This is a genomic window from Mesobacillus stamsii (genome assembly GCF_030814065.1).
Lineage (GTDB): Bacteria > Bacillota > Bacilli > Bacillales > Cytobacillaceae > Mesobacillus > Mesobacillus stamsii.
This window is the reverse complement of sequence record NZ_JAUSUN010000041.1, coordinates 1-18,909: the sequence shown is the minus strand read 5'-3', so window position 1 is coordinate 18,909 and position 18,909 is coordinate 1. Positions and strand designations below refer to the sequence as shown.

The 18,909-nt window shown below is 38.9% G+C and carries 14 protein-coding genes and 1 pseudogene; 4 read left to right on the top strand and 11 right to left on the bottom strand.

The window, feature by feature from the left end:
- Window positions 1–300: 300 nt before the first annotated feature.
- The 8 genes from J2S25_RS18785 to nagA all read right to left on the bottom strand — a co-directional run bounded on the left by J2S25_RS18785 (window position 301) and on the right by nagA (window position 9,850).
- The gene (locus tag J2S25_RS18785; protein ID WP_307192605.1) at window positions 301–1,329 is read right to left on the bottom strand and encodes a serine hydrolase domain-containing protein; all 1,029 of its coding nucleotides are present in this window, start codon (window positions 1,327–1,329) and stop codon (window positions 301–303) included.
- On the bottom strand, window positions 1,293–2,000 hold the full coding sequence (locus J2S25_RS18780; protein ID WP_307192604.1) for a serine hydrolase: 708 nt from the start codon (window positions 1,998–2,000) through the stop codon (window positions 1,293–1,295). Before J2S25_RS18780 ends, J2S25_RS18785 begins: the two co-directional genes overlap by 37 nt.
- 22 nt (window positions 2,001–2,022) lie before the next feature.
- On the bottom strand, window positions 2,023–3,285 hold the full coding sequence (locus J2S25_RS18775; protein ID WP_044392275.1) for an exo-beta-N-acetylmuramidase NamZ family protein: 1,263 nt from the start codon (window positions 3,283–3,285) through the stop codon (window positions 2,023–2,025).
- Between the two features lie 135 nt (window positions 3,286–3,420).
- Entirely contained in the window at window positions 3,421–5,526 is a 2,106-nt protein-coding gene (locus tag J2S25_RS18770; protein WP_044392277.1) for a glycoside hydrolase family 3 protein, read from the bottom strand.
- A gap of 712 nt (window positions 5,527–6,238) precedes the next feature.
- On the bottom strand, window positions 6,239–7,138 hold the full coding sequence (murQ, locus tag J2S25_RS18765; protein WP_044392278.1) for an N-acetylmuramic acid 6-phosphate etherase: 900 nt from the start codon (window positions 7,136–7,138) through the stop codon (window positions 6,239–6,241).
- 18 nt (window positions 7,139–7,156) lie between these two features.
- Complete coding sequence (locus J2S25_RS18760; protein WP_044392280.1) at window positions 7,157–7,882, bottom strand: GntR family transcriptional regulator; 726 nt, start codon at window positions 7,880–7,882, stop codon at window positions 7,157–7,159.
- Between the two features lie 31 nt (window positions 7,883–7,913).
- Window positions 7,914–8,663, bottom strand: coding sequence for a glucosamine-6-phosphate deaminase (nagB, locus tag J2S25_RS18755; RefSeq protein ID WP_044392282.1), 750 nt, complete (start codon window positions 8,661–8,663; stop codon window positions 7,914–7,916).
- Window positions 8,660–9,850 (bottom strand): N-acetylglucosamine-6-phosphate deacetylase, encoded by a 1,191-nt coding sequence (gene nagA, locus J2S25_RS18750; protein ID WP_307192603.1) that lies wholly within the window; start codon window positions 9,848–9,850, stop codon window positions 8,660–8,662. The genes nagB and nagA overlap by 4 nt, the downstream gene beginning before the upstream one ends.
- Before the next feature lie 323 nt (window positions 9,851–10,173).
- Here nagA and nagE point away from each other — a divergent pair, with 323 nt between their 5' ends.
- Together nagE and J2S25_RS18740 are read left to right on the top strand one after the other, a co-directional pair.
- Window positions 10,174–11,634: an N-acetylglucosamine-specific PTS transporter subunit IIBC gene (nagE, locus tag J2S25_RS18745; protein WP_044392285.1), complete on the top strand. Its 1,461-nt coding sequence runs from the start codon at window positions 10,174–10,176 to the stop codon at window positions 11,632–11,634.
- An 85-nt stretch (window positions 11,635–11,719) separates the two neighbouring features.
- Window positions 11,720–12,634, top strand: coding sequence for a DUF7916 family protein (locus tag J2S25_RS18740; RefSeq protein WP_307192602.1), 915 nt, complete (start codon window positions 11,720–11,722; stop codon window positions 12,632–12,634).
- A gap of 530 nt (window positions 12,635–13,164) precedes the next feature.
- Here J2S25_RS18740 and J2S25_RS18735 read toward each other — a convergent pair.
- Window positions 13,165–13,839 carry a ferritin-like domain-containing protein gene (locus J2S25_RS18735; RefSeq protein ID WP_307192601.1) on the bottom strand — a complete coding sequence of 225 codons (675 nt, stop codon included), beginning with the start codon at window positions 13,837–13,839 and terminating at the stop codon, window positions 13,165–13,167.
- A gap of 904 nt (window positions 13,840–14,743) precedes the next feature.
- On the opposite strand from J2S25_RS18735, the gene J2S25_RS18730 reads away from it, so the two are divergent.
- Entirely contained in the window at window positions 14,744–15,580 is an 837-nt protein-coding gene (locus J2S25_RS18730; RefSeq protein ID WP_044392260.1) for a hypothetical protein, read from the top strand.
- A gap of 577 nt (window positions 15,581–16,157) precedes the next feature.
- On the opposite strand, the gene J2S25_RS18725 is transcribed toward J2S25_RS18730, so the two are convergent.
- Both J2S25_RS18725 and J2S25_RS18720 read right to left on the bottom strand, forming a co-directional pair.
- Entirely contained in the window at window positions 16,158–16,898 is a 741-nt protein-coding gene (locus J2S25_RS18725; RefSeq protein WP_307192600.1) for a Fic family protein, read from the bottom strand.
- Between the two features lie 1,235 nt (window positions 16,899–18,133).
- Window positions 18,134–18,379: a type II toxin-antitoxin system prevent-host-death family antitoxin gene (locus J2S25_RS18720; RefSeq protein ID WP_307192599.1), complete on the bottom strand. Its 246-nt coding sequence runs from the start codon at window positions 18,377–18,379 to the stop codon at window positions 18,134–18,136.
- 216 nt (window positions 18,380–18,595) lie between these two features.
- Between J2S25_RS18720 and J2S25_RS18715 the strand changes: the two are divergent.
- Window positions 18,596–18,739 (top strand): annotated as a pseudogene (locus tag J2S25_RS18715) (helix-turn-helix transcriptional regulator); the annotation flags it as partial.
- Between the last annotated feature and the right edge of the window lie 170 nt (window positions 18,740–18,909).

Here is an 18,909-nt window from a genome sequence, read left to right as displayed (position 1 = left end):
AAAGGAAGGATTAAGATTATTAGCGTTAGCATAGAAACAAAAACTCTTGGAACAAGAGGGTTAGCTCGGTCAGTTTTTGTTGGCTAGGAAAAGCAGCGATAAGTCGAGAAGCCCCCACTTCAAGCGACCTGTAAGGGTGGTAAGTGGTGGGAGTAGTTCACGACCCAATCCTTATAGAGAGGCCCTGTTCTCCCGTTGCACCAATTCTCTTTTCTTACAAGCGATGAGGGGCACTCATTTGGTAGACTATTTTTTGTATTACTCTTACAAACCAAAGGTGAGGGAATTACCCTCACCAGATTAATAGTTTCTTAGTTCCCAACCGTCATTTGAGAATTCTAGATGGATTGTTTCTCCATTAGATCGTGTGATTGACGGATTATAAACATACCAGCCTCTTCGGTTTGTATTAGTATCCGTATCATATCGGAACCTGATATATTTTGTATGCTCTGTTATGTTAAATTTATTCGTTTTCCATTCTGAGCTACCAGTATAAGTCTCGGCAACCGTCCAATTGTCGCCATCCACCGACGTTTCTACTAGGCCAAAGTCATAGCCATCTTCTAATCGATACCAAGTATCAAAAGATAGTGTAGCTTCTGCTTCCAAATCCACCTCTGCTGTTAGCGCGCTATTCAGGTTACTTCCATAACCAGAGAACCAAGCATCATCCTTGTTCGGAATAGCTACCGGTATGGCGTCAGCTACTTGACGCGCAAATTGACGACGCGCCGAATTCGTTGATGGTGTTGACCTGGATGGATGAACACGGTTGGTTAATAGGATAGCAATGGTGTTGTTTTGTTTATTAATTACCATCGATGTTCCTGTATAACCTGTATGTCCAATCGAATTACCAAATAAAGCATCCATGTACCAGCCTTGATCAATTTCGTAACCGAGTCCATGGCTATTAGCCGAGAATTCAGGGATTTGATTTTCAACTAGCAACTTCACCGTTTCTGGCTGAAGGATTTGTTTCCCACCATAACGCCCATCGTTGACAATAACATGAGCGAATTTAGCTAAATCCGTTGCTGTTGAAAAAATACCAGCATGACCAGCTACCCCGTCTAACGACCAAGCATTCTCATCATGAACTTCTCCCCATACAAGACCTCGATTAGGAAAGGCTTGGTATTCGGTCGCAGCAATTCTATTTTTCAGTTCGGAAGGAGGATTGTACATCGTATCTTTCATTCCTAGAGGCTTCGTTATATTCTCTGCAACGAATTGATCCAATCTTTGACCGGACAAGCGTTCAACTAATGCGCCGAGCGTGATCATATTTAAATCACTATACGTGTACTTTTCTCCTGGTTGAATGCGTAACGGATAATTAAAGACATATTGAAGACATATTGAAGACGGTCCTCTCTTGTTTCCTCTTGGGCATAAAGCGGAACCCATGCAACAAACCCAGACGTATGGGTCAATAGTTGACTAATGGTCACCTCTTCTTTTCCATTTTGTGCAAACTCAGGGATATAGTTAGCCACAGGGTCTTGCAAGTCAAAATAACCTTGTTCATACAAAATCATTGCTGCTGTTGACGTAAACACTTTACTGATTGATGCTAAATCAAAAATTGTATCTTCTTGCATTAAAATCGGATGGTCCATTTCCGTCTTGATCCCATCAGTGTATTTTGCGGCATAACCATAGGCACCTTGTTGAACAATATGACCACGACGAGCCACGATCGTAACCGCACCTGGCATGACACCATCAGCTATCAAATCCGACATCACACTGTCAATTTCATCTAATGGCTGTTGAACCATTCCCGCTCCCCTAGCTAAACCAGGGTGAAGGACAGGTGAATTTACACCAGGGATATTCCATGAAAAGACTGGATGTGGCTTTTTAGAGGACGGTTTTTCCATCGGTATTTCTAGCGTTGGTTTTCCTTCTGATCCAAAAGCACTAACTGTCGGAAAGAAGATCGAACTACTTAAGACAAGCGAAGCTACGATTATCCCCTTTTTCTTATTCATATTAGCCTCCCTTTTTGTTGATTTAGTAGATTAGATACTCGGCACGAACTTGCTTAAACTCATCTAATCCTTCTTGCCATTGTGCTTGGATTTCTTCTACAGACTGGCCATTTTGAATGGCTTCTAGTACCCAACCGTTACCGATTAAGTTGTTGAAGAAGCTACGAAATTGTACATCTTCTGGATACAGATCGTTCATTGTTTTCACGATATGGAGACCAGTTTCTACCGGTTGGTACGCATCACGATCGGTTATGTGAATTTGAACACCATGTGTTAATTTACCAGCATTTTTAGAGAAGCTTGGGGTGAAGGATGCTGCTCTAAAAGTAACTCCTGGCAAGTTCAACTCATTTAATGTTGCCGCAAATTCAGTGCTGTTAATGAACGGTGCACCGAGTAACTCAAATGGTTGAGTTGTACCGCGACCTTCAGAAATATTCGTCGTACCTTCAATTAACGCTGCACCAGGATAAACTAGTGCTGTATCTAATGTTGGCATGTTTGGTGATGGCGCAACAAATTCTAATGGTGTTTCATCATAATACATATCACGATCCCAGCCACTCATCTCAACGACTGTAAGGTCTGCACCAATTTTGAACTCTTCATTAAATAACTTCGCTAACTCCCCAACAGTCATCCCGTGGCGAAGGGGAATAGGATAGTTACCAACGAAAGACTTATATTCCTCATCAAGGACTGGTCCTTCTACTTTTTCCCCACCAAGTGGATTTGGACGGTCTAATACAATAAATGGAATGTCATTTTCCTTAGCCGCTTCCATTGCATAAGCCATGGTGTAAATGTATGTGTAAAAACGAGTACCAACATCTTGAATGTCAAAAAGTAACACATCAATATCCGCTAACATTTCGGCTGTTGGCTTTCTTGTTGAACCATACAGGCTGTACACTGGTAATCCAGTGGGTTCATCTATATAAGATTTAATGTATGATCCAGCTTGAGCATCTCCGCGGACACCATGTTCTGGTCCATATAATGCAGTAAGTTCTACATCCGGATCATTTTGCAATAAATCTACAATGCTATTTAGCTTTTGATCCACACCGGTAGGATTCGTAATTAACCCAACCTTTTTGCCTGCGATTAAGTCTTTGTGGTCGCTTAGCAATGCTTCTACCCCAAGTTGAAACTTATGAGGATTTCCTACTCCTTTTTCATGACCGTACTGGTTCCCATTTCCATTGCCTGTTGCAAATACAGCAGAAAAAGATGTGGATACCATAGTGATTGCTATTATGGCAATTAACCATTTTTTCATTCGTACAACCCCTTTGTTTTTATTGAATTGCGATTGATTTATGAGCGTTCACTTGTGTTTTCTGGCGTTCAATAGGCTTTTTTTGGCGCCAATTTTCGAGCGCACACACTTTGTAGCTGCGTCCGTATAACAAATTTAGTAACTCAGCCCATGCCCAAACTCATACAGTCCAGGAATATCAATTGGTAATTGCCCTGTTGGGTTATTTTCTCCGAACAATGTTGCTGCTGTAGCTTCAAAACTTGCTGGTCTGAACCCGTATTGTGCAAGGTAAGCATCTACACCTGGATATGCCATGATGTCATATGGATTGCGAATGCCTAGACCAATTACTGGCGCATCCACTGCCTCTATAATTTGGTTTACCATTTGCATTTGTGGATGGTCCGGTGATTTCGTCCACAGGCTGTAAGAATAAGTACTTACAATAACTGCAGAAGCATTCTCTAGTTCAGCCAATTGATCAGCTGTTAGTAACTTTGCATGATTGATATGAACCGTATTTTCATGATGAGCAGCTACCGCATCATAAAGGCTACCACTAAAAGAACCTCCAATGACAACTATCTTTTCATCTTGCTTCACGTTCAACGGAAGTACATTTTCATTTTTCAAAAGTGTAATCGAACGCTCTGCTGCTTCCTTTTCCAGTTGTTTATGTGCTTCAGATCCGACTACTGCATTGGCATTAGCAATTTTCTCTTCGATTGGTTGTGGATTTTCTTCTTTCAAGATGCCACGCTTTACTTTTAACGTTAAAATTCTTTCGACTGACTGCTCGATACGTGATTCAGAAATTTCTCCTGATTCAACCGCATCCAATAGTCCCTCAGCAACTTCCGCAAGACCTACAGGCATTAGTACGATATCTGTTCCAGCTTTTACCGCGCGAATTGCTCCATCGACTGGACCAAAGTGATCGGAAATAGCTTTCATGTTCATCGCATCGGTGATGATTAGTCCGTCGTAGCCCATTTCTTCACGCATTAGTCCTGTTAATACTTTTTCAGAAAGTGTAGCAGGGATGGCAATTTCTGTTCCGTCTTTCGCTGAAATTACTTTTGTACCATCAATTTTAGGGAAAGTTACGTGAGCCGTCATGACAGCATCAATACCAGCATCCATCGCTTGTTGAAATGGAAATAATTCCACTTTCATTAAACGCTCTTTATCATGGGGAACTTCGGGTAAACCTAAGTGAGAGTCAACCGCTGTATCGCCGTGCCCAGGGAAGTGTTTAGCCGTTGCCGCTACGCCAGTACCTTGAAGTCCGTTGATATAAGCAACACCCAAATCCCCAACTAAAGTAGGATCACTACCAAATGAGCGGACACCAATAACTGGATTATCCGGGTTATTGTTTACATCTAAAACCGGAGCTAGGTTCATATTGATACCAAGTGCTGCTAGTTCTTCTCCAATTGCTTGACCTACGTTGCCAGCAATTTCTGTAGAACGTGTTGCACCTAATGCCATGTTACCTGGCATATCTGTTCCAGACTGAAGACGTGTAACAATTCCACCTTCTTGGTCAATCGTTAACAGCAGTCCAAATTTTTCAGCAGCCGCTTGATAGTCAGACACTAGTCTCGCTGTTTGTTCTGTTGTCACCACGTTTTCTCTGAAAAGAATCACACCACCAAGGTGATATTCTTTTACAAGCTGTTCGATTTCAGGAAGCATTTCCGTTACATTCGAACCGTTATAAATACGGAAATCCGGCATAAGCATTTGACCGATTTTCTCGTTAATCGTCATATTTGCAATCGCGTTTGAAATAACATCATAACGATCTCCCGTTTCTTTAACGACTTTAGCAACCGAAGCTGGCTTGCCTTTCGGGTTATTAGCATTTTTTGCATCGACTTTATTGTCTAAAGTAATTCTGTCTTCAAAGTTCCCATCAGTAACACTTATAAATGTTCTACCATTTTGGCCAGTAAAAGTGACATTCCCATTTTCGTCAATAGTAGCAACATTTTTGTTAGAAGATTTCCATTCTAAGTTTTCCGATACTGACAAAAATTGACCTTCATTATAGATATGAAGCGCCTTTAGCTGTATTTCCCCATCAGTTACATCTGGATTCACTTCCGGAACATTTTGATAAATAATTAAATCTGACACCTCATCATTTGCTGCTTTTTTTGCACCAACACTTGCCCCACCAACTAATAATTGGGACAGCATTAATACACCAACGAGCAATGATTTTAGGCTAGTTTTCGTACGCTTTTTCATAGAAAAGCCTCCTAGTCATTTGTTAGATTACGTCATTTGCTTGGTTGAATACATATGTGATTGGACTCTCGTGAGGAATGTAGCTAAGTAAAGTCTTATGGAGTATGGATCCTGGGCAAACTGAGTGAAAACCAGAATCGGGATTTTTCTGTGTAGTCATGCCGTGGTGGGAATCAAAGGATGTTCTTATAAAATTTTTAAAAACTCAACCTCCTTTTTAAGCGTTTTCATCTTTCATCACCAATCATACAATTACCATATATAGATGTCTATACCACTTTTATACTAATATCTATACCATTTTAAATGGTGAATAGTACCCGTTTCACTTAGGGATTTTGGCTGAACTATACAGCTTTAGCGATTTAGTCCAACAGAGAAATGGGTGTCTATAGAACTATATCGCAAAAAGATGCATATATATACCCTCTCCTAGTTTAGGTAATGGAATAAGAATCCGGCAGATTAACCACGGATCCTCATTCCACTATTAAGGAAAAAGGCGAGTAATTTTGATCTAGAAAAGGTAAATAACGGAACGAGAAACCACAAAATTTTTAAAGTGGTTCCTCATTCCGTTATAATAATGAGAACTATGAATTTAGGTTTGAAAGTACAATAAAAAAGGCGTGTGAATCTGTTGTCCATATACACAACCTCTTTTTAAAATCAAAACCCCTCCAAAACGGAACGGTTTACGTGGGCTAAATAATTAATCTTTCAAATAATTCATCATCGCATTTTTCAAATGGCCATTCGCTTTATCCAAATGAATGAGCGCTGTTTCAAGATCCGTACCAGTTACACCTATAAAAATGGCTGCTTTTAAATTTCGGTTACTTTTAACCATTAACGCTTGCGCCTCTGACTCTGACACATCTACTAATTCCATTAATGTCTGCTCGGCGCGCTTGACTAGTTTTTTATTAATCAACTGCATGTCTACCATTTGGTTTTGATAAACTTTTCCAAGACGGATCATGGTGGCTGTTGAAATCATATTTAACACTATTTTCTGTGCGGTTCCGGCTTTTAATCTAGTAGAGCCACGGATCACCTCTGGACCAACGACGACTTCTATCCCGCAGTCACTCCATTCCGATGAAATGGTGTCATGGTTGCAGCTAATGGAAATAGCTGTTGCACGAAGTTCTTTCGCATATTTAATCGCAGCAACAGAATATGGTGTGGAACCGCTAGCGCTAATTCCAATCACCACATCTTTTTCCCCAAAAGAATAACCATCTAATTCACGGACAACCACGTTCTCATCGTCTTCATGCTGTTCGAGTGGCTCCCACATTGCTTCTTTGCCACCTGCTACTAACCCAACCCAACGGCCTTCTTCGACGGAAAAAGTTGGTCCTAGTTCGACGGCATCCAATACTCCAAGTCGCCCGCTTGTACCAGCTCCGACTACAAACACGCGAGCACCTTGCATCCACTTTTCAACGATTAAATCAACCGCCTTGGCAACTTGGGGTAGTGCATTTTTCACGCCTTGTTCAATTGCTCGGTCTTCCTCTAGCATGAGCGAAACAATACCGAAAGAAGACATTTCATCTATTTTTAGACTATTTGTGTTCAATGATTCTGTTACTTTTTGTGTCATTTTACAAGCACTCCAAACTTAGAATCTCTTCAAATCAATCATAAATTTATATCGATCAGCTCGATACGTTGATTTCACTATTTCAAACACTGTATTATCTTCCAATTTGGAGCTGCGTTCCATGATCATTACCGGCGATAATTCTGGGATTTCTAACAATTTCACTTCTTCTTTGTTCGCAATGGAAGCTTCAATCACTTGTGTTCCACCAACGATTTTCATGTGTAACGTTTCTTCAACATAGTAATATAAAGAATTTTTAACAATCTCACTCGTTAAGCCTTGAACGAGATTGGCAGAGATATAGGTTCGTTCTAAAGCCATTGGGATATTTTCGGCTAACCGGATCCTTTTTATTTTATAGACTGGGCCGTGCTCTTGTATATTAAGCGCACTTGCTAATTTAGCGTCGGCGGGAATGATTTCAAAATTAATGAGTTTGCTACTCGCTTCCATCCCTCTTGCTTTCATATCTTCGGTAAAGCTTGTTAAGCCTTGAAGATTTTGCTCAAACTTCTGCTCCATGACGAATGTTCCTTTTCCTCTTACACGATAAAGGAAACGTTCGTTTACTAAATTAATAATCGCTTGTCTGACCGTCATTCTGCTAATCCCAAATTGCTCAGAATACTCGCGCTCTGATGGTAATGCATCACCAGGCTTCAATTGACCACTTTCTATTAGTTGTTTGATGGATTCTTCTAGCTGATGGTAAATCGGTATTGGGGAATTTTTATCAATCATTTGTCTTTCCTCCCAGAAAATCGGCCTACAGTTATTGTAAAAAAGTGGATGGGACTCTTGTATGCTTTAATACCGCTTCGTCAGCAATAATCGTAACATTCGGATGCTTTTTCAAAATAGAAGCTGGGAAGGATGGATCGATTTCTCCATTTAATAAACGATCTAACGCCTTACTTTTCTTTTCCCCAGAAACTATTAGCAGTATTTCTCTGCTTTTCATAATATTTGCGATGCCCATCGTTATTGCTTGTTTTGGTACCTCTTCCATTTTATCAAAAAACCTTGCATTTGCTTCACGTGTTGCTTGTGTAAGCTCAATCACGTGTGTGGTCGAGTCGAAGGCTGTACCTGGTTCGTTAAAGCCGATGTGACCATTACTTCCTAATCCAAGAAGCTGTAAATCAATCCCTCCACGGTCGGCAATTTTTTGTTCATACTCTTTGCACTCTTGTTCAAGGTCTGATGCCATTCCGTTCGGTATATTTATTTGCTGTTTTGGAATATCCACATGGTCGAATAAATGTTCCTTCATGTAATGATAATAACTATTTGGGTCTTCTGCTTTCACGCCAATGTATTCATCCAGATTGAACGTTGTAATATGCTGGTAGGTTGTATTATTTTTCTTATGATCTTGTACTAAGCATTTATACGTTTCTATCGGAGTCCCACCCGTTGCTAACCCAAGTGTTAAATCCGGCGCCTGCTTTATTTTATCTAAGAGATATGCAGCTGCTTTTTCACTCATGTTAGAGTAATCTTTTGCTGTTATCATTTTCATTTGTTTGTTTCTCCTTTCTGAAATGCCAGTTTTCCTTGGCAAAAAGTCATCACGACTTCGTTGTTTTTATCTAAAATAACGATATCGGCATCTTTTCCGATTGAAATGCTTCCTTTCCGTTCATACAATCCTAACTCTTTGGCCGCATTGGATGATGACATTAAAATCGCGTCCGCTACCGTACAGTCTGTGTATTCAATGATATTTTTAAACGCTTGCCCCATTCGCAACACACTACCAGCTAACGTTCCATCTGCTAGTACGGCTTTATTGTCGGTAACCGTTACTTCTTGACCACCTAAATCATAAATGCCATTTTTCAAACACTTGGCACGCATCGCATCGGTAATCAACATTAGTTTATCGGATGTTTTTTGACGATAAGCCAGCTGAACCGCCTCAGGCCTTGCATGCACGCCATCCGAAATGATTTCAACCATTAATTTGTCTTTAAGAAATGCTGCGCCGACCACACCTGGTTCACGGTGATGTAGACCGCTCATTTGATTGTATAAATGCGTAACATGGGACAATCCATGTTCGATCGCCTCTTCCACTTGTGAAAATGTTGCATCAGAATGACCAATCGAAGCAATAACATTATTATCTTTTAAATAGGTGATTAATTCGGCACCCCCAGGTTGTTCCGGGGCTAAAGTAACTAATTTAATATGACCATTGCTTAATGCTTGCCAGTCTTTAAACACTTGTAAATCTGGGTCGATAATATGGCTGGACGGTTGAGCACCAGCTTTATTTTTATTAATAAAAGGACCTTCCAGGTGAATGCCCACTACTTCTGCTTGCCCAGTCCTTTGGAGGTTGTCGATAAAATCAGCAACATTCTGAAGAGCCGCTTCAATCGCCGTTTTCTCTTGCGTAATCGTTGTCGCTAAAAAACTAGTGGTTCCTTCTGCCGGCAAAGAGGTTACCATTTTCTCTAATGCTTCTGTTGTTGCATCCATGGTGTCCGCACCATTAACGCCATGGATATGAACGTCAATCATCCCTGGAACCATTTTGGAACTTCTAGGCAATTGGATTACCTCATAGTCCTCACTAGTAGGAGAGTCTTCCATTTTTCCTATATCTTTAATTTGATTATCTTCTATGATTAAATAGCCATTTTCTATAACATCTGTTTCTGTATATATCGATGGATTTGTAATAAGGATCTTTTTTTTCATTCCCCACACCACACTTTATCAAATTTATATTTTTAGGATAGCACCATTAAATATAGTTGTCTATACATATAAACGTAAATTTTTCAAATGTCTATGCTAAATGTTACCGTTTTATGAATGAAACATAGTTTAAAATCAACATTGAAAACACTTACATTTATATTATTAAAATATTGAATATTGGTATAGACAACTATATTGCGTTATGCTAGAATACGGAAGAAGATATTAATTCCACACCAAAAAGGAAGGTGAAAGCGCTCACTTGTATTTTTTATTTTTTGAGTAAGTTTTATCTATTCTGATAAGGAGGTCGTTAAAAAATGATGAATTATTTTCAAAGACTTGGCCGTTCATTAATGTTACCGGTTGCAGTTTTACCAGCAGCGGCAATTTTAATGGGTATCGGTTATTGGATCGATCCTTCAGGTTGGGGTTCCGGAAGTGCTGTTGCAGCTTTCTTAATTAAAGCTGGTGCTTCGATTATTGATAACATCCCAATTTTATTTGCTGTTGGTGTTGCGCTTGGTATGGCAAAAGAACGTGATGGTTCTGCTGCACTTAGTGGTCTTGTTGCATTCCTTGTAACAACTACATTACTTTCACCTGGTTCGGTTGCAATGCTTCAAGGAATCGAAGCAGATGCGGTAAATCCGGCATTCGGAAAAATCAGTAATGCTTTTGTTGGTATCCTTTCTGGTATTATAGCTTCTATTATGTACAACCGGTTTAGTCACGTAAAATTACCGGATGCCTTAGCATTCTTTAGTGGGAAACGTTTAGTTCCAATTATGACTGCTGTATCTATGCTTGCTGCTTCTTTTGTATTACTCTTTGTATGGCCAGTTGTATATGGAGGATTGGTTTCCTTCGGTACAGGTATGGCTAGCTTAGGTTCTGTAGGTGCAGGGCTATATGGTTTCTTTAACCGTCTACTTATTCCAACTGGTTTACACCATGCCTTAAACTCTGTATTCTGGTTTGACGTTGCTGGTATCAATGACATTGGTAACTTCTGGTCTGGTAAAGGAGAAAAAGGTGTAACTGGTATGTATCAAGCAGGTTTCTTCCCTGTTATGATGTTTGGTCTTCCTGCAGCTGGTTTAGCGATGTATCATACAGCTAAAACAAAGCAGAAAAAGCAAGTTGCTTCTCTAATGTTAGCCGGTGGTTTCGCGTCATTCTTCACTGGTGTAACTGAGCCAATGGAATTCGCATTCATGTTCCTAGCTCCATTCTTATATGTTGTTCACGCTGCATTAACTGGTCTTTCTCTATTTATAGCTGCAACATTTCACTGGACAGCAGGTTTTGGTTTCAGTGCAGGTTTTGTTGACTTCGTATTAAGTTCAAGACTTCCATTAGCTAACATGCCGTTCATGTTAATACTACAAGGTCTTGTGTTCGCTGTAATTTACTACTTCTTGTTCCGTTTCTTGATTATTAAATTTGATATCAAGACTCCTGGACGGGAAGATGATGAAGTGGAAAGTGAAGATGGTGAAGGCGTTGTATTAACTGGTCAAGACAAAATCGCTGGTATGGCAGCTGAAATTTACGAAGGATTAGGTGGAGATGCTAACGTTGTTTCTGTTGACAACTGTGTGACTCGCTTACGTCTTGAAGTAAAAGATATGGACGCTGTCGATCAGAAGAAAATCAAAGCAACTGGTGTACCTGGAATCAACGTGGTTGGTAAAAACAACATCCAAGTAATCGTTGGAACTCAGGTACAATTCATTGCAGATGAAATTCATAACATCCGCAAAAAAAATAAGGCATAAATAATGAGTGAATGAAGTTCCTTAGTCACATGCGGTGAGTAGGGAACTTCTTCTTTTCCCATAACGAATTGTGAGGTGAAAGTAAATGAAACGTATTTTAAACTGTTTTGCATCCGATTTTAAACAACTAAAAGGAAAAGACCTATTACAATCGATTGCTGCTAGTGAAGGTAGAACGGTAGTTTCTGAGATTGTCGTTTCGGTACAACCGCTTTACTATGAAATTTCCAATCCGGAGATTGCAGCTGCTTTTGGTGCAGACCTATTATTACTTAATATGCTTGATGTTGAAAACCCTGCTATTGCAGGTGTGGATGCGGATGGACCTAAAGTGATTAAGCGGCTTAAGATGTTAACAGGAAGACCTGTTGGTGTCAATTTAGAGCCAGTTGATGTTAGTGCCGATGCTGCCGAAGAGTTACTTTCCTTACCTCTTGGACGAACAGCTGCTGAAAATTCTTTGGTCAAAGTAAAAGAACTTGGCTTAGACTTTGTTTGTTTAACTGGTAATCCGAAAACAGGTGTTACGAATGCAGAAATATTGAAGGCCATTAGTAGAGCCAAAGATGTGCTTGGCGATGATGCTTTCATCATTGCTGGTAAGATGCATGGAGCTGGAGTTAAGGGTGAGGCCGGGTCTTCTATCTTAAATGAAGAAACCATTAAAGCCTTTGTTGAAGCTGGGGCTGATGTTATCTTAATTCCGTCTCCAGGGACAGTACCAGGAATAACCGTGGAACGGGCGCATGAGTGGGTTTCTTTGGTACACCAGTACGGAGCATTAGCCATGTTAACCATTGGCACGAGCCAAGAAGGATCAGACTCAAATACCATCCGTCAAATTGCTTTACAAAATAAGATGGTCGGTGCTGACTTACACCATATCGGCGATGCCGGTTACACAGGTATTGCAATTCCTGAAAATATTATGGATTATTCTATTGCGATTCGCGGGAAGCGACATACGTATATTCGGATGGCTGGTTCGATTAATCGATAAAAGAAATAAGGCAAAGGGACATGGGGACAGGTTTATTGTCCCATTTCTGTTTGTATATCCGATATCCTATTAAGCTCTTTCCTATCCCTTTTACATTAAAATCCACAGGACAAAATTAAAATCCTGATAAAGCAATTTGTAAATAAAACCCTGTAAACAATTTGGTTATTCATATTAGTAAACGAGCGAATTTGGCTATATTCCATCCGAAATGGGGTATGGCAAATTACAAAAGATTCGTTCCACCAAGAGGTTACGGTACCAATTTCACAAGTTGGGTTTGGATGAAACCAGTATTATCAAGGGTCTTGGATTTTTGTCCGTTGGCTCTAACACAAAAAAATATTCGGGATAGCGGCAGGGAATCTGGTGGGACATGGTTCCTGTCCCTGCGTCCCTTCGTCGAAGCCCATAACGGAAAGGTTGTATTAATCAGTATAGTTTAGCAAGGATCGATATTTCGTGTGATACTTCTGCGACTTCAATAAGAAACTCGCCACCAACTAGCAGTGACGAGCATGTATAATGGATTATAATTTATCTAATTCTGTTTGAAACGCATTGAGATGATTGTATGATGCGTTCATCAATTTTCCAAAGACATCCTTGACGTCAGCAGGAAGATCGGGTTGTTCCAAGAAAAATTCATACATCTTGATGTTATCAATTTCGGCTTGAACTCCCATTTGATAGACCTCTTTCAATGTCTCTGGTATTTCTACCTTGCTTGTATCTTCAGGCATCGGCAGTTGATACTCACTGAACAGCGGGACCAGTAAATCAATGTGATGCTGTTCTGCTTCTGAGATGTTACTAAACGGACTGTCTACATTAAACTGCTCCATAATGATTTCATATTCAGCTAAGGCAAAGTATTCATCACGGATGGCGAAGTCAAGCATTTCCTGCAGCGAAGGATCTACGAGACTTAAAGACGGATGATCGGAGGTGGCTTGGCTTAAATCCGGTTTCACTTGATTGTGACCCTTACCTTGACCTTGCTGCCCTTGACCTTGATGGCCCTGACCTTGTTGCCCTTTGCCTTGTTGACCCTGGACCTGTGTATTCGTATTTGTTTCGTCAGCTTGAGTTGTCTGTATAGTATTCTCTTGGGGAGCTGGGGATGAAGCATTAGCCAGCAAAATACCTCCTCCAGTTAAAAGTCCGATAGCTGCTACTGTTGAAATCATAAATTTCTTGTTCATGTCAATCTCTCCTTTTTTTCTATCATTCTGTCCTACAACCTTAGAATACAGAGAGAGTTTGACGGGCTAAAGACGAATTTATGACGAAAATAAGTTTTTTCATGGGGGGTTTCCCTGATGCTGTGGTTTATCTGTATTTTTCATGGAAAGGGGAGAGCATTATTTCCTTTATATTATTAGATTACGTTCTCTAATAAGGGACATGGAAGGGACATGGGGAAGGGACATGGGGACAGGTTTATTGTCCCATTTCTGTTTGTATATTCGATATCCTATTAAGCTCTTTCCTATCCCTTTTACATTAAGAGCCACAGGACAAAATTAAAATCCTGATAAAGCAATTTGTAAATAAAACCCTGTAAACAATTTGGTTATTTATATTAGAAAACGAACGAATTTGGCTATATTCCATCCGAAATGGGGTTTGACAAATTACAAAAGATTCATTCCACCAAGAGATTACGGTATCAACTTCACAAGTTGGATTTGGATGAAACCAGTATTATCAAGGGTCTTGGATTTTTGTCCGTTGGCTCTAACACAAAAAAATATTCGGGATAGCTGCAGGGAATCTGGTGGGACATGGTTCCTGTCCCTGCGTCCCTTTTTTACTATATCCAGCTATTGCCCATATCAGTAATGCATCCTTTCTTCGCCCGACTGATTCTCTCATTGTTAAAACTAAATTTTCGATTCGAACTACTTCTATAGAGTGTTCCCAGCTGCGCTACTGTATTTTTATTAACAATTTCTGCACGCCTGGCAGAATTATTCGAAAAAACGACACACAATAAGTAAATTATTGGTTTTTTATTACGATATAATAATTTATAGCCCCACTGAAGTTCTTCTTTAAACCTCTCTTTTTTTAAAAAAACAAAGATGAAAGCTGGTCGATTCCTTTATGAAGAACATTGGTAATACGAAGAATATTTGTAACAAGAAACAACCTCAAGTAACCGTACTAATGAAGCATTTTAAGAATCCAAAAGAACGTGAAGAAATTGAAAAGAATTTAAAAGTAGGTGCTGAGTTTGACATGAGGCATCGAGGACATTTTTTATTTTATGGGGAAGATTTTATCAGCTATAAACTCGAACGCCCCTACGACAAAAACCGCAATGAATTTCTCCGTATCCTAACAAAGTACATGAGTAATACCTTGGAAGATCAATGCCCTTCCTCATGGAAAAAGTGCAAGAGGCCATTCTGGGAAGAATTGATCTTCACCCACTTACCTCATGTTATTAGAATTACCCCTGACCAAAAACAAGTTGAAACCTTCCTTTCCCAATTAAAAATGTTTATTCAGTGGCTCGATAAACGGGTTGGAACTACTTGGTTTCCAGTCGTTGATAAGTATTCAAAAGAGGCTATTTCTGACCTAAAAATGTCTGAGCAAGTACTAAATGCTATATTTTTGAGAGACTTCCCACAAATTCACCAGAAAGACTTTAGTGCCAAAAAAAGCATCGAAAAAATGAAACAAAGTTTTGATCAATATACTAAAAGCTTGGATAGTCTTTTCGAGGTTACAAGTATCATTGACCAGATTACTGTATTAACAGAATTCAATACCAATAAAACCTTTTACGTAAAAGGTTTACCAACCCAACTAATAATTCCTGGACTTATTATGAGTGGTGGAATTGGCCGAAAGAGCGGAACCCTTCTTTGGGAGTGGTTTCAAACAGAAGGAATCTATCCACAAAAGGGGAGAAAATACCTTAAACTAGCTTAATAGTTAATTATATACTCTCACGTAGCATTCCCATTCCCAAAATCATCAATAACTAACATTTCTTCAACGTCTCTTTCATTTCCTATTGTATAAATTGATCATTTACCAAACCCAATAGGAGCTAGTGGACTAGCTGGGTCCTTTTGGGTTTCTGTGCTTCGGCTTTAATCCCTGGAGTAACTATTCCATCCCATTAAAAAGTGGTATAAGGAACCAATTTGGTCAGAGGCTGAAAAAAAGTGGCCTCTCACAAGTTCACTTACCCCATGAGAAACCTCTAATTTTTAGGTCTCGGCACCATTCCGGCACCAAAAACGTTATGATGACTCCAAAAACCCTTATATATCAAGGGTCTTTTGGGTGTTTTACATCATGCCGCCCCTAAGGTGAGAGTGTGTAATATCTTTAACTAGGTGTGCGTAAATTGCGGAAAATCAAGGTTTTGCTAAATTCTGTCAGTAACATCTTTAACGATAATTCACTGTTTTTCATTTGATTGCGTTAGCAAAATGTTAACATCGCAGATAAAATGATGTAGGAGTGTATATCTTAATCGACAACTCTACTGTATATTTTACTAAGCATTTTTATTTATTGTACTTAAATATAGGTTTAATGAATCTTCTACTTCGCCCTCGACTAACTTAATAAAGTCATCATATTCTTTTTGCGTATGTGCTTTATCTAATGCATCATAATAAGCTATTCGATTTTCCACTTTAATAACAATTGGTGGAAAACCATCTTTCATGAGTTCTAAATTTAGTAACAACCGTGATGTCCGACCATTTCCATCAATAAATGGATGAATGCCAACAAAAATAGCATGTAGCATAGCTCCACGAGCAACTGGATGCAATTTTTTTGTTTCTGCTTTTTCATACCATGCCATCAACTGTTCCATCTCTTCTCTTATGCGGAAGGGAGTTGGAGGTATATGTTTAGCACCAGAAATAAAAACTTGCTGGTCCCGATATTCACCCGCATATTCATCATCGATTCCTTTTAGTACAAGCCGATGTAGATTCTTTATTTGCCACTCCGACAAAGGTTCACTTTTTTGTACAATCTCTTCTACAAAGTGAATCGCATCTCGATGATTAAGAACTTCCAAGTGTTCACGCAGCGTTTTACCACCAACAGTAATTCCCTCTAAAACTACCTTCGTTTCGTTGATAGTTAACGTGTTTCCTTCAATCGCATTAGTATTGTATGTCCATTCGAGTAATAACTTTTCACGTAAACTTTTGACTGTATATTTGGGTAATGGTCGATTGGCATCTAGAAGAACTTTTTTTTGATTAATATGATCAAACATTGGCTTAACACCTCTCTCACTCAAACATGAACTTAAATTGAGAATAGCATCGTTGCTCTGAATATACCCTGTAAACCAATATTATTCAAATCTAAGCTTTTACAAGTTTCAATAAATGCACGTACATCATCTTGCCATTTGCAGCTTTTTCTTAAGGAGTAAAATCAGTCGCTGTTTTCTTTATATTACGTGCATGACTATAAGGTCTATTACGACTTTGCGCTTTATAAAGATCCTATTTTAATTTTATATTTTCTTTTCTTAGTCTAATAATCTCTGTTAAAGCCTGATTGAACTGTTCTTGAATAATCATTAAAGCTACTCCAATCATTATATCTTTAACTCATTACCAATATTTTTCACCCTTTTGTTTTAGTAGACCTTGAGAGGAATTGTTCTTTTTTATATTGGATATAATGGAAATTTGGTAACAAATCCATCAAGAAAGTGAGGTTTACAAATAAAATGGAAGGTCATTTTTACAGACGGGGCTGTACCTGCAAAAAGAAGAAAAAATGCATATGTGGTTCAAACTGGGCTTTCACAATTGATATTGGATTAGACCCAATCACCGGCAAGAGATATAATGCTACATATAAACTAGACAATAAAAAAGGAGTTTCTTAGTTGTATGCCAAACACACGAAGAAAGTTTAACTCAGAAGAAAAAGCACGAATAGTGCTGGGGAGGGACATGGGGACAGGTTTATTGTCCCATTTCTGTTTGTATATCCGATATCCTATTAGGCTCTTTCCTGTCCCTTTTTCATTAAGAGCCACAGGACAAAATTAAAATCCTGATAAAGCAATTTGTAAATAAAACCCTGTAAACAATTTGGTTATTAATATTAGTAAACGAGCGAATTTGGCTATATTCCATCCGAAATGGGGTTTGACAAATTACAAAAGATTCGTTCCACCAAGAGGTTACAGTACCAATTTCACAAGTTGTATTTGGATGAAACCAGTATTATCAAGGGTCTTGGATTTTTGTCCGTTGGCTCTAACAAAAAAAAATTTGGGATAGCGGCAGGGAATCTGGTGGGACATGGTTCCTGTCCCCGCGTCCCTTCTTGACATCTTGTAGCACTGCACTATACAAGGTATTGCTCTAACCTTCTGATATTAGCCGTAATCTTTTTCAATATTCTTTGTGCAATATTTTGTCATAATATAGTCATTTATATATTGCAGATCTTCTAATGCCTTGGGCGAGTATTCTACTTTTGGCATATTTATATTCCTAGTATAGCTTCAACATCATCTGCCGAAACCCACCCTTTCTCTCTTGCTGATTTCTCGCCTTCTTCAAGCTTAGACAATAATCTGATAGTCGCTTTCAACTTTTCTAAATCTTTAATTGTTACGATTGCATATTCTCCTCGTCCATTTCTGGTTAAATAAACTGGGCTGTTTTCCGTTACTTCATTGAGAACCTCTGTATAATTCCTTAAATCTGAAACCGGTTTTATATTTAGCATGACAATCATCTCCTTATGTAAATATTATACAACATCCAATGTGTATGTTATTTAGTATATAAATAAGCTTTTCTATTCAACAAATGTGCCAGATAATAGAAATAATCAAGGTTTTTAGTTGGGAACTTGAGGTTGCACCTTGATACATATGTAACTAGCTTTACTTTAGTTGTTGACTTCAGCAATACTTGAAATAAGGAAAGGTAGTGACTAAACATGTTTTTTAGTGAACGCTTAAAAAAGGAAAGAGAGAAAAGGGGTTGGTCACAAACTGATCTTGCTTAAAAAATCCATGTTAGTCGACAATCAGTTTCAAAATGGGAAACTGCTAAGAAGTATCGAAGTTATCATTTATGTATAATCACCGATGGTAATATTAGGATGGGTGATGACATTTTTGATGTAGCTTACACTTTTAATTTTTTCATTTGGATACACTATTGTTGCATAAATAATGTCACAATTTTCAGTTTAATATTTTTCCTCTTTTAGAGCCAAAAAAGTAATTACCTAATCAAAGGTGGCTCCAT

What these genes read in the sequence shown, in the direction of transcription:
- J2S25_RS18780 (WP_307192604.1), bottom strand. Translation starts at nt 2,000, where the DNA reads ATGAATAAGAAAAAGGGGATAATCGTAGCTTCGCTTGTCTTAAGTAGT.
- J2S25_RS18775 (WP_044392275.1), bottom strand. Translation starts at nt 3,285, where the DNA reads ATGAAAAAATGGTTAATTGCCATAATAGCAATCACTATGGTATCCACA.
- J2S25_RS18770 (WP_044392277.1), bottom strand. Translation starts at nt 5,526, where the DNA reads ATGAAAAAGCGTACGAAAACTAGCCTAAAATCATTGCTCGTTGGTGTA.
- murQ (WP_044392278.1), bottom strand. Translation starts at nt 7,138, where the DNA reads ATGACACAAAAAGTAACAGAATCATTGAACACAAATAGTCTAAAAATA.
- J2S25_RS18760 (WP_044392280.1), bottom strand. Translation starts at nt 7,882, where the DNA reads ATGATTGATAAAAATTCCCCAATACCGATTTACCATCAGCTAGAAGAA.
- nagB (WP_044392282.1), bottom strand. Translation starts at nt 8,663, where the DNA reads ATGAAAATGATAACAGCAAAAGATTACTCTAACATGAGTGAAAAAGCA.
- nagA (WP_307192603.1), bottom strand. Translation starts at nt 9,850, where the DNA reads ATGAAAAAAAAGATCCTTATTACAAATCCATCGATATATACAGAAACA.
- nagE (WP_044392285.1), top strand. Translation starts at nt 10,174, where the DNA reads ATGATGAATTATTTTCAAAGACTTGGCCGTTCATTAATGTTACCGGTT.
- J2S25_RS18740 (WP_307192602.1), top strand. Translation starts at nt 11,720, where the DNA reads ATGAAACGTATTTTAAACTGTTTTGCATCCGATTTTAAACAACTAAAA.
- J2S25_RS18735 (WP_307192601.1), bottom strand. Translation starts at nt 13,839, where the DNA reads ATGAACAAGAAATTTATGATTTCAACAGTAGCAGCTATCGGACTTTTA.
- J2S25_RS18730 (WP_044392260.1), top strand. Translation starts at nt 14,744, where the DNA reads ATGAAGAACATTGGTAATACGAAGAATATTTGTAACAAGAAACAACCT.
- J2S25_RS18725 (WP_307192600.1), bottom strand. Translation starts at nt 16,898, where the DNA reads ATGTTTGATCATATTAATCAAAAAAAAGTTCTTCTAGATGCCAATCGA.
- J2S25_RS18720 (WP_307192599.1), bottom strand. Translation starts at nt 18,379, where the DNA reads ATGCTAAATATAAAACCGGTTTCAGATTTAAGGAATTATACAGAGGTT.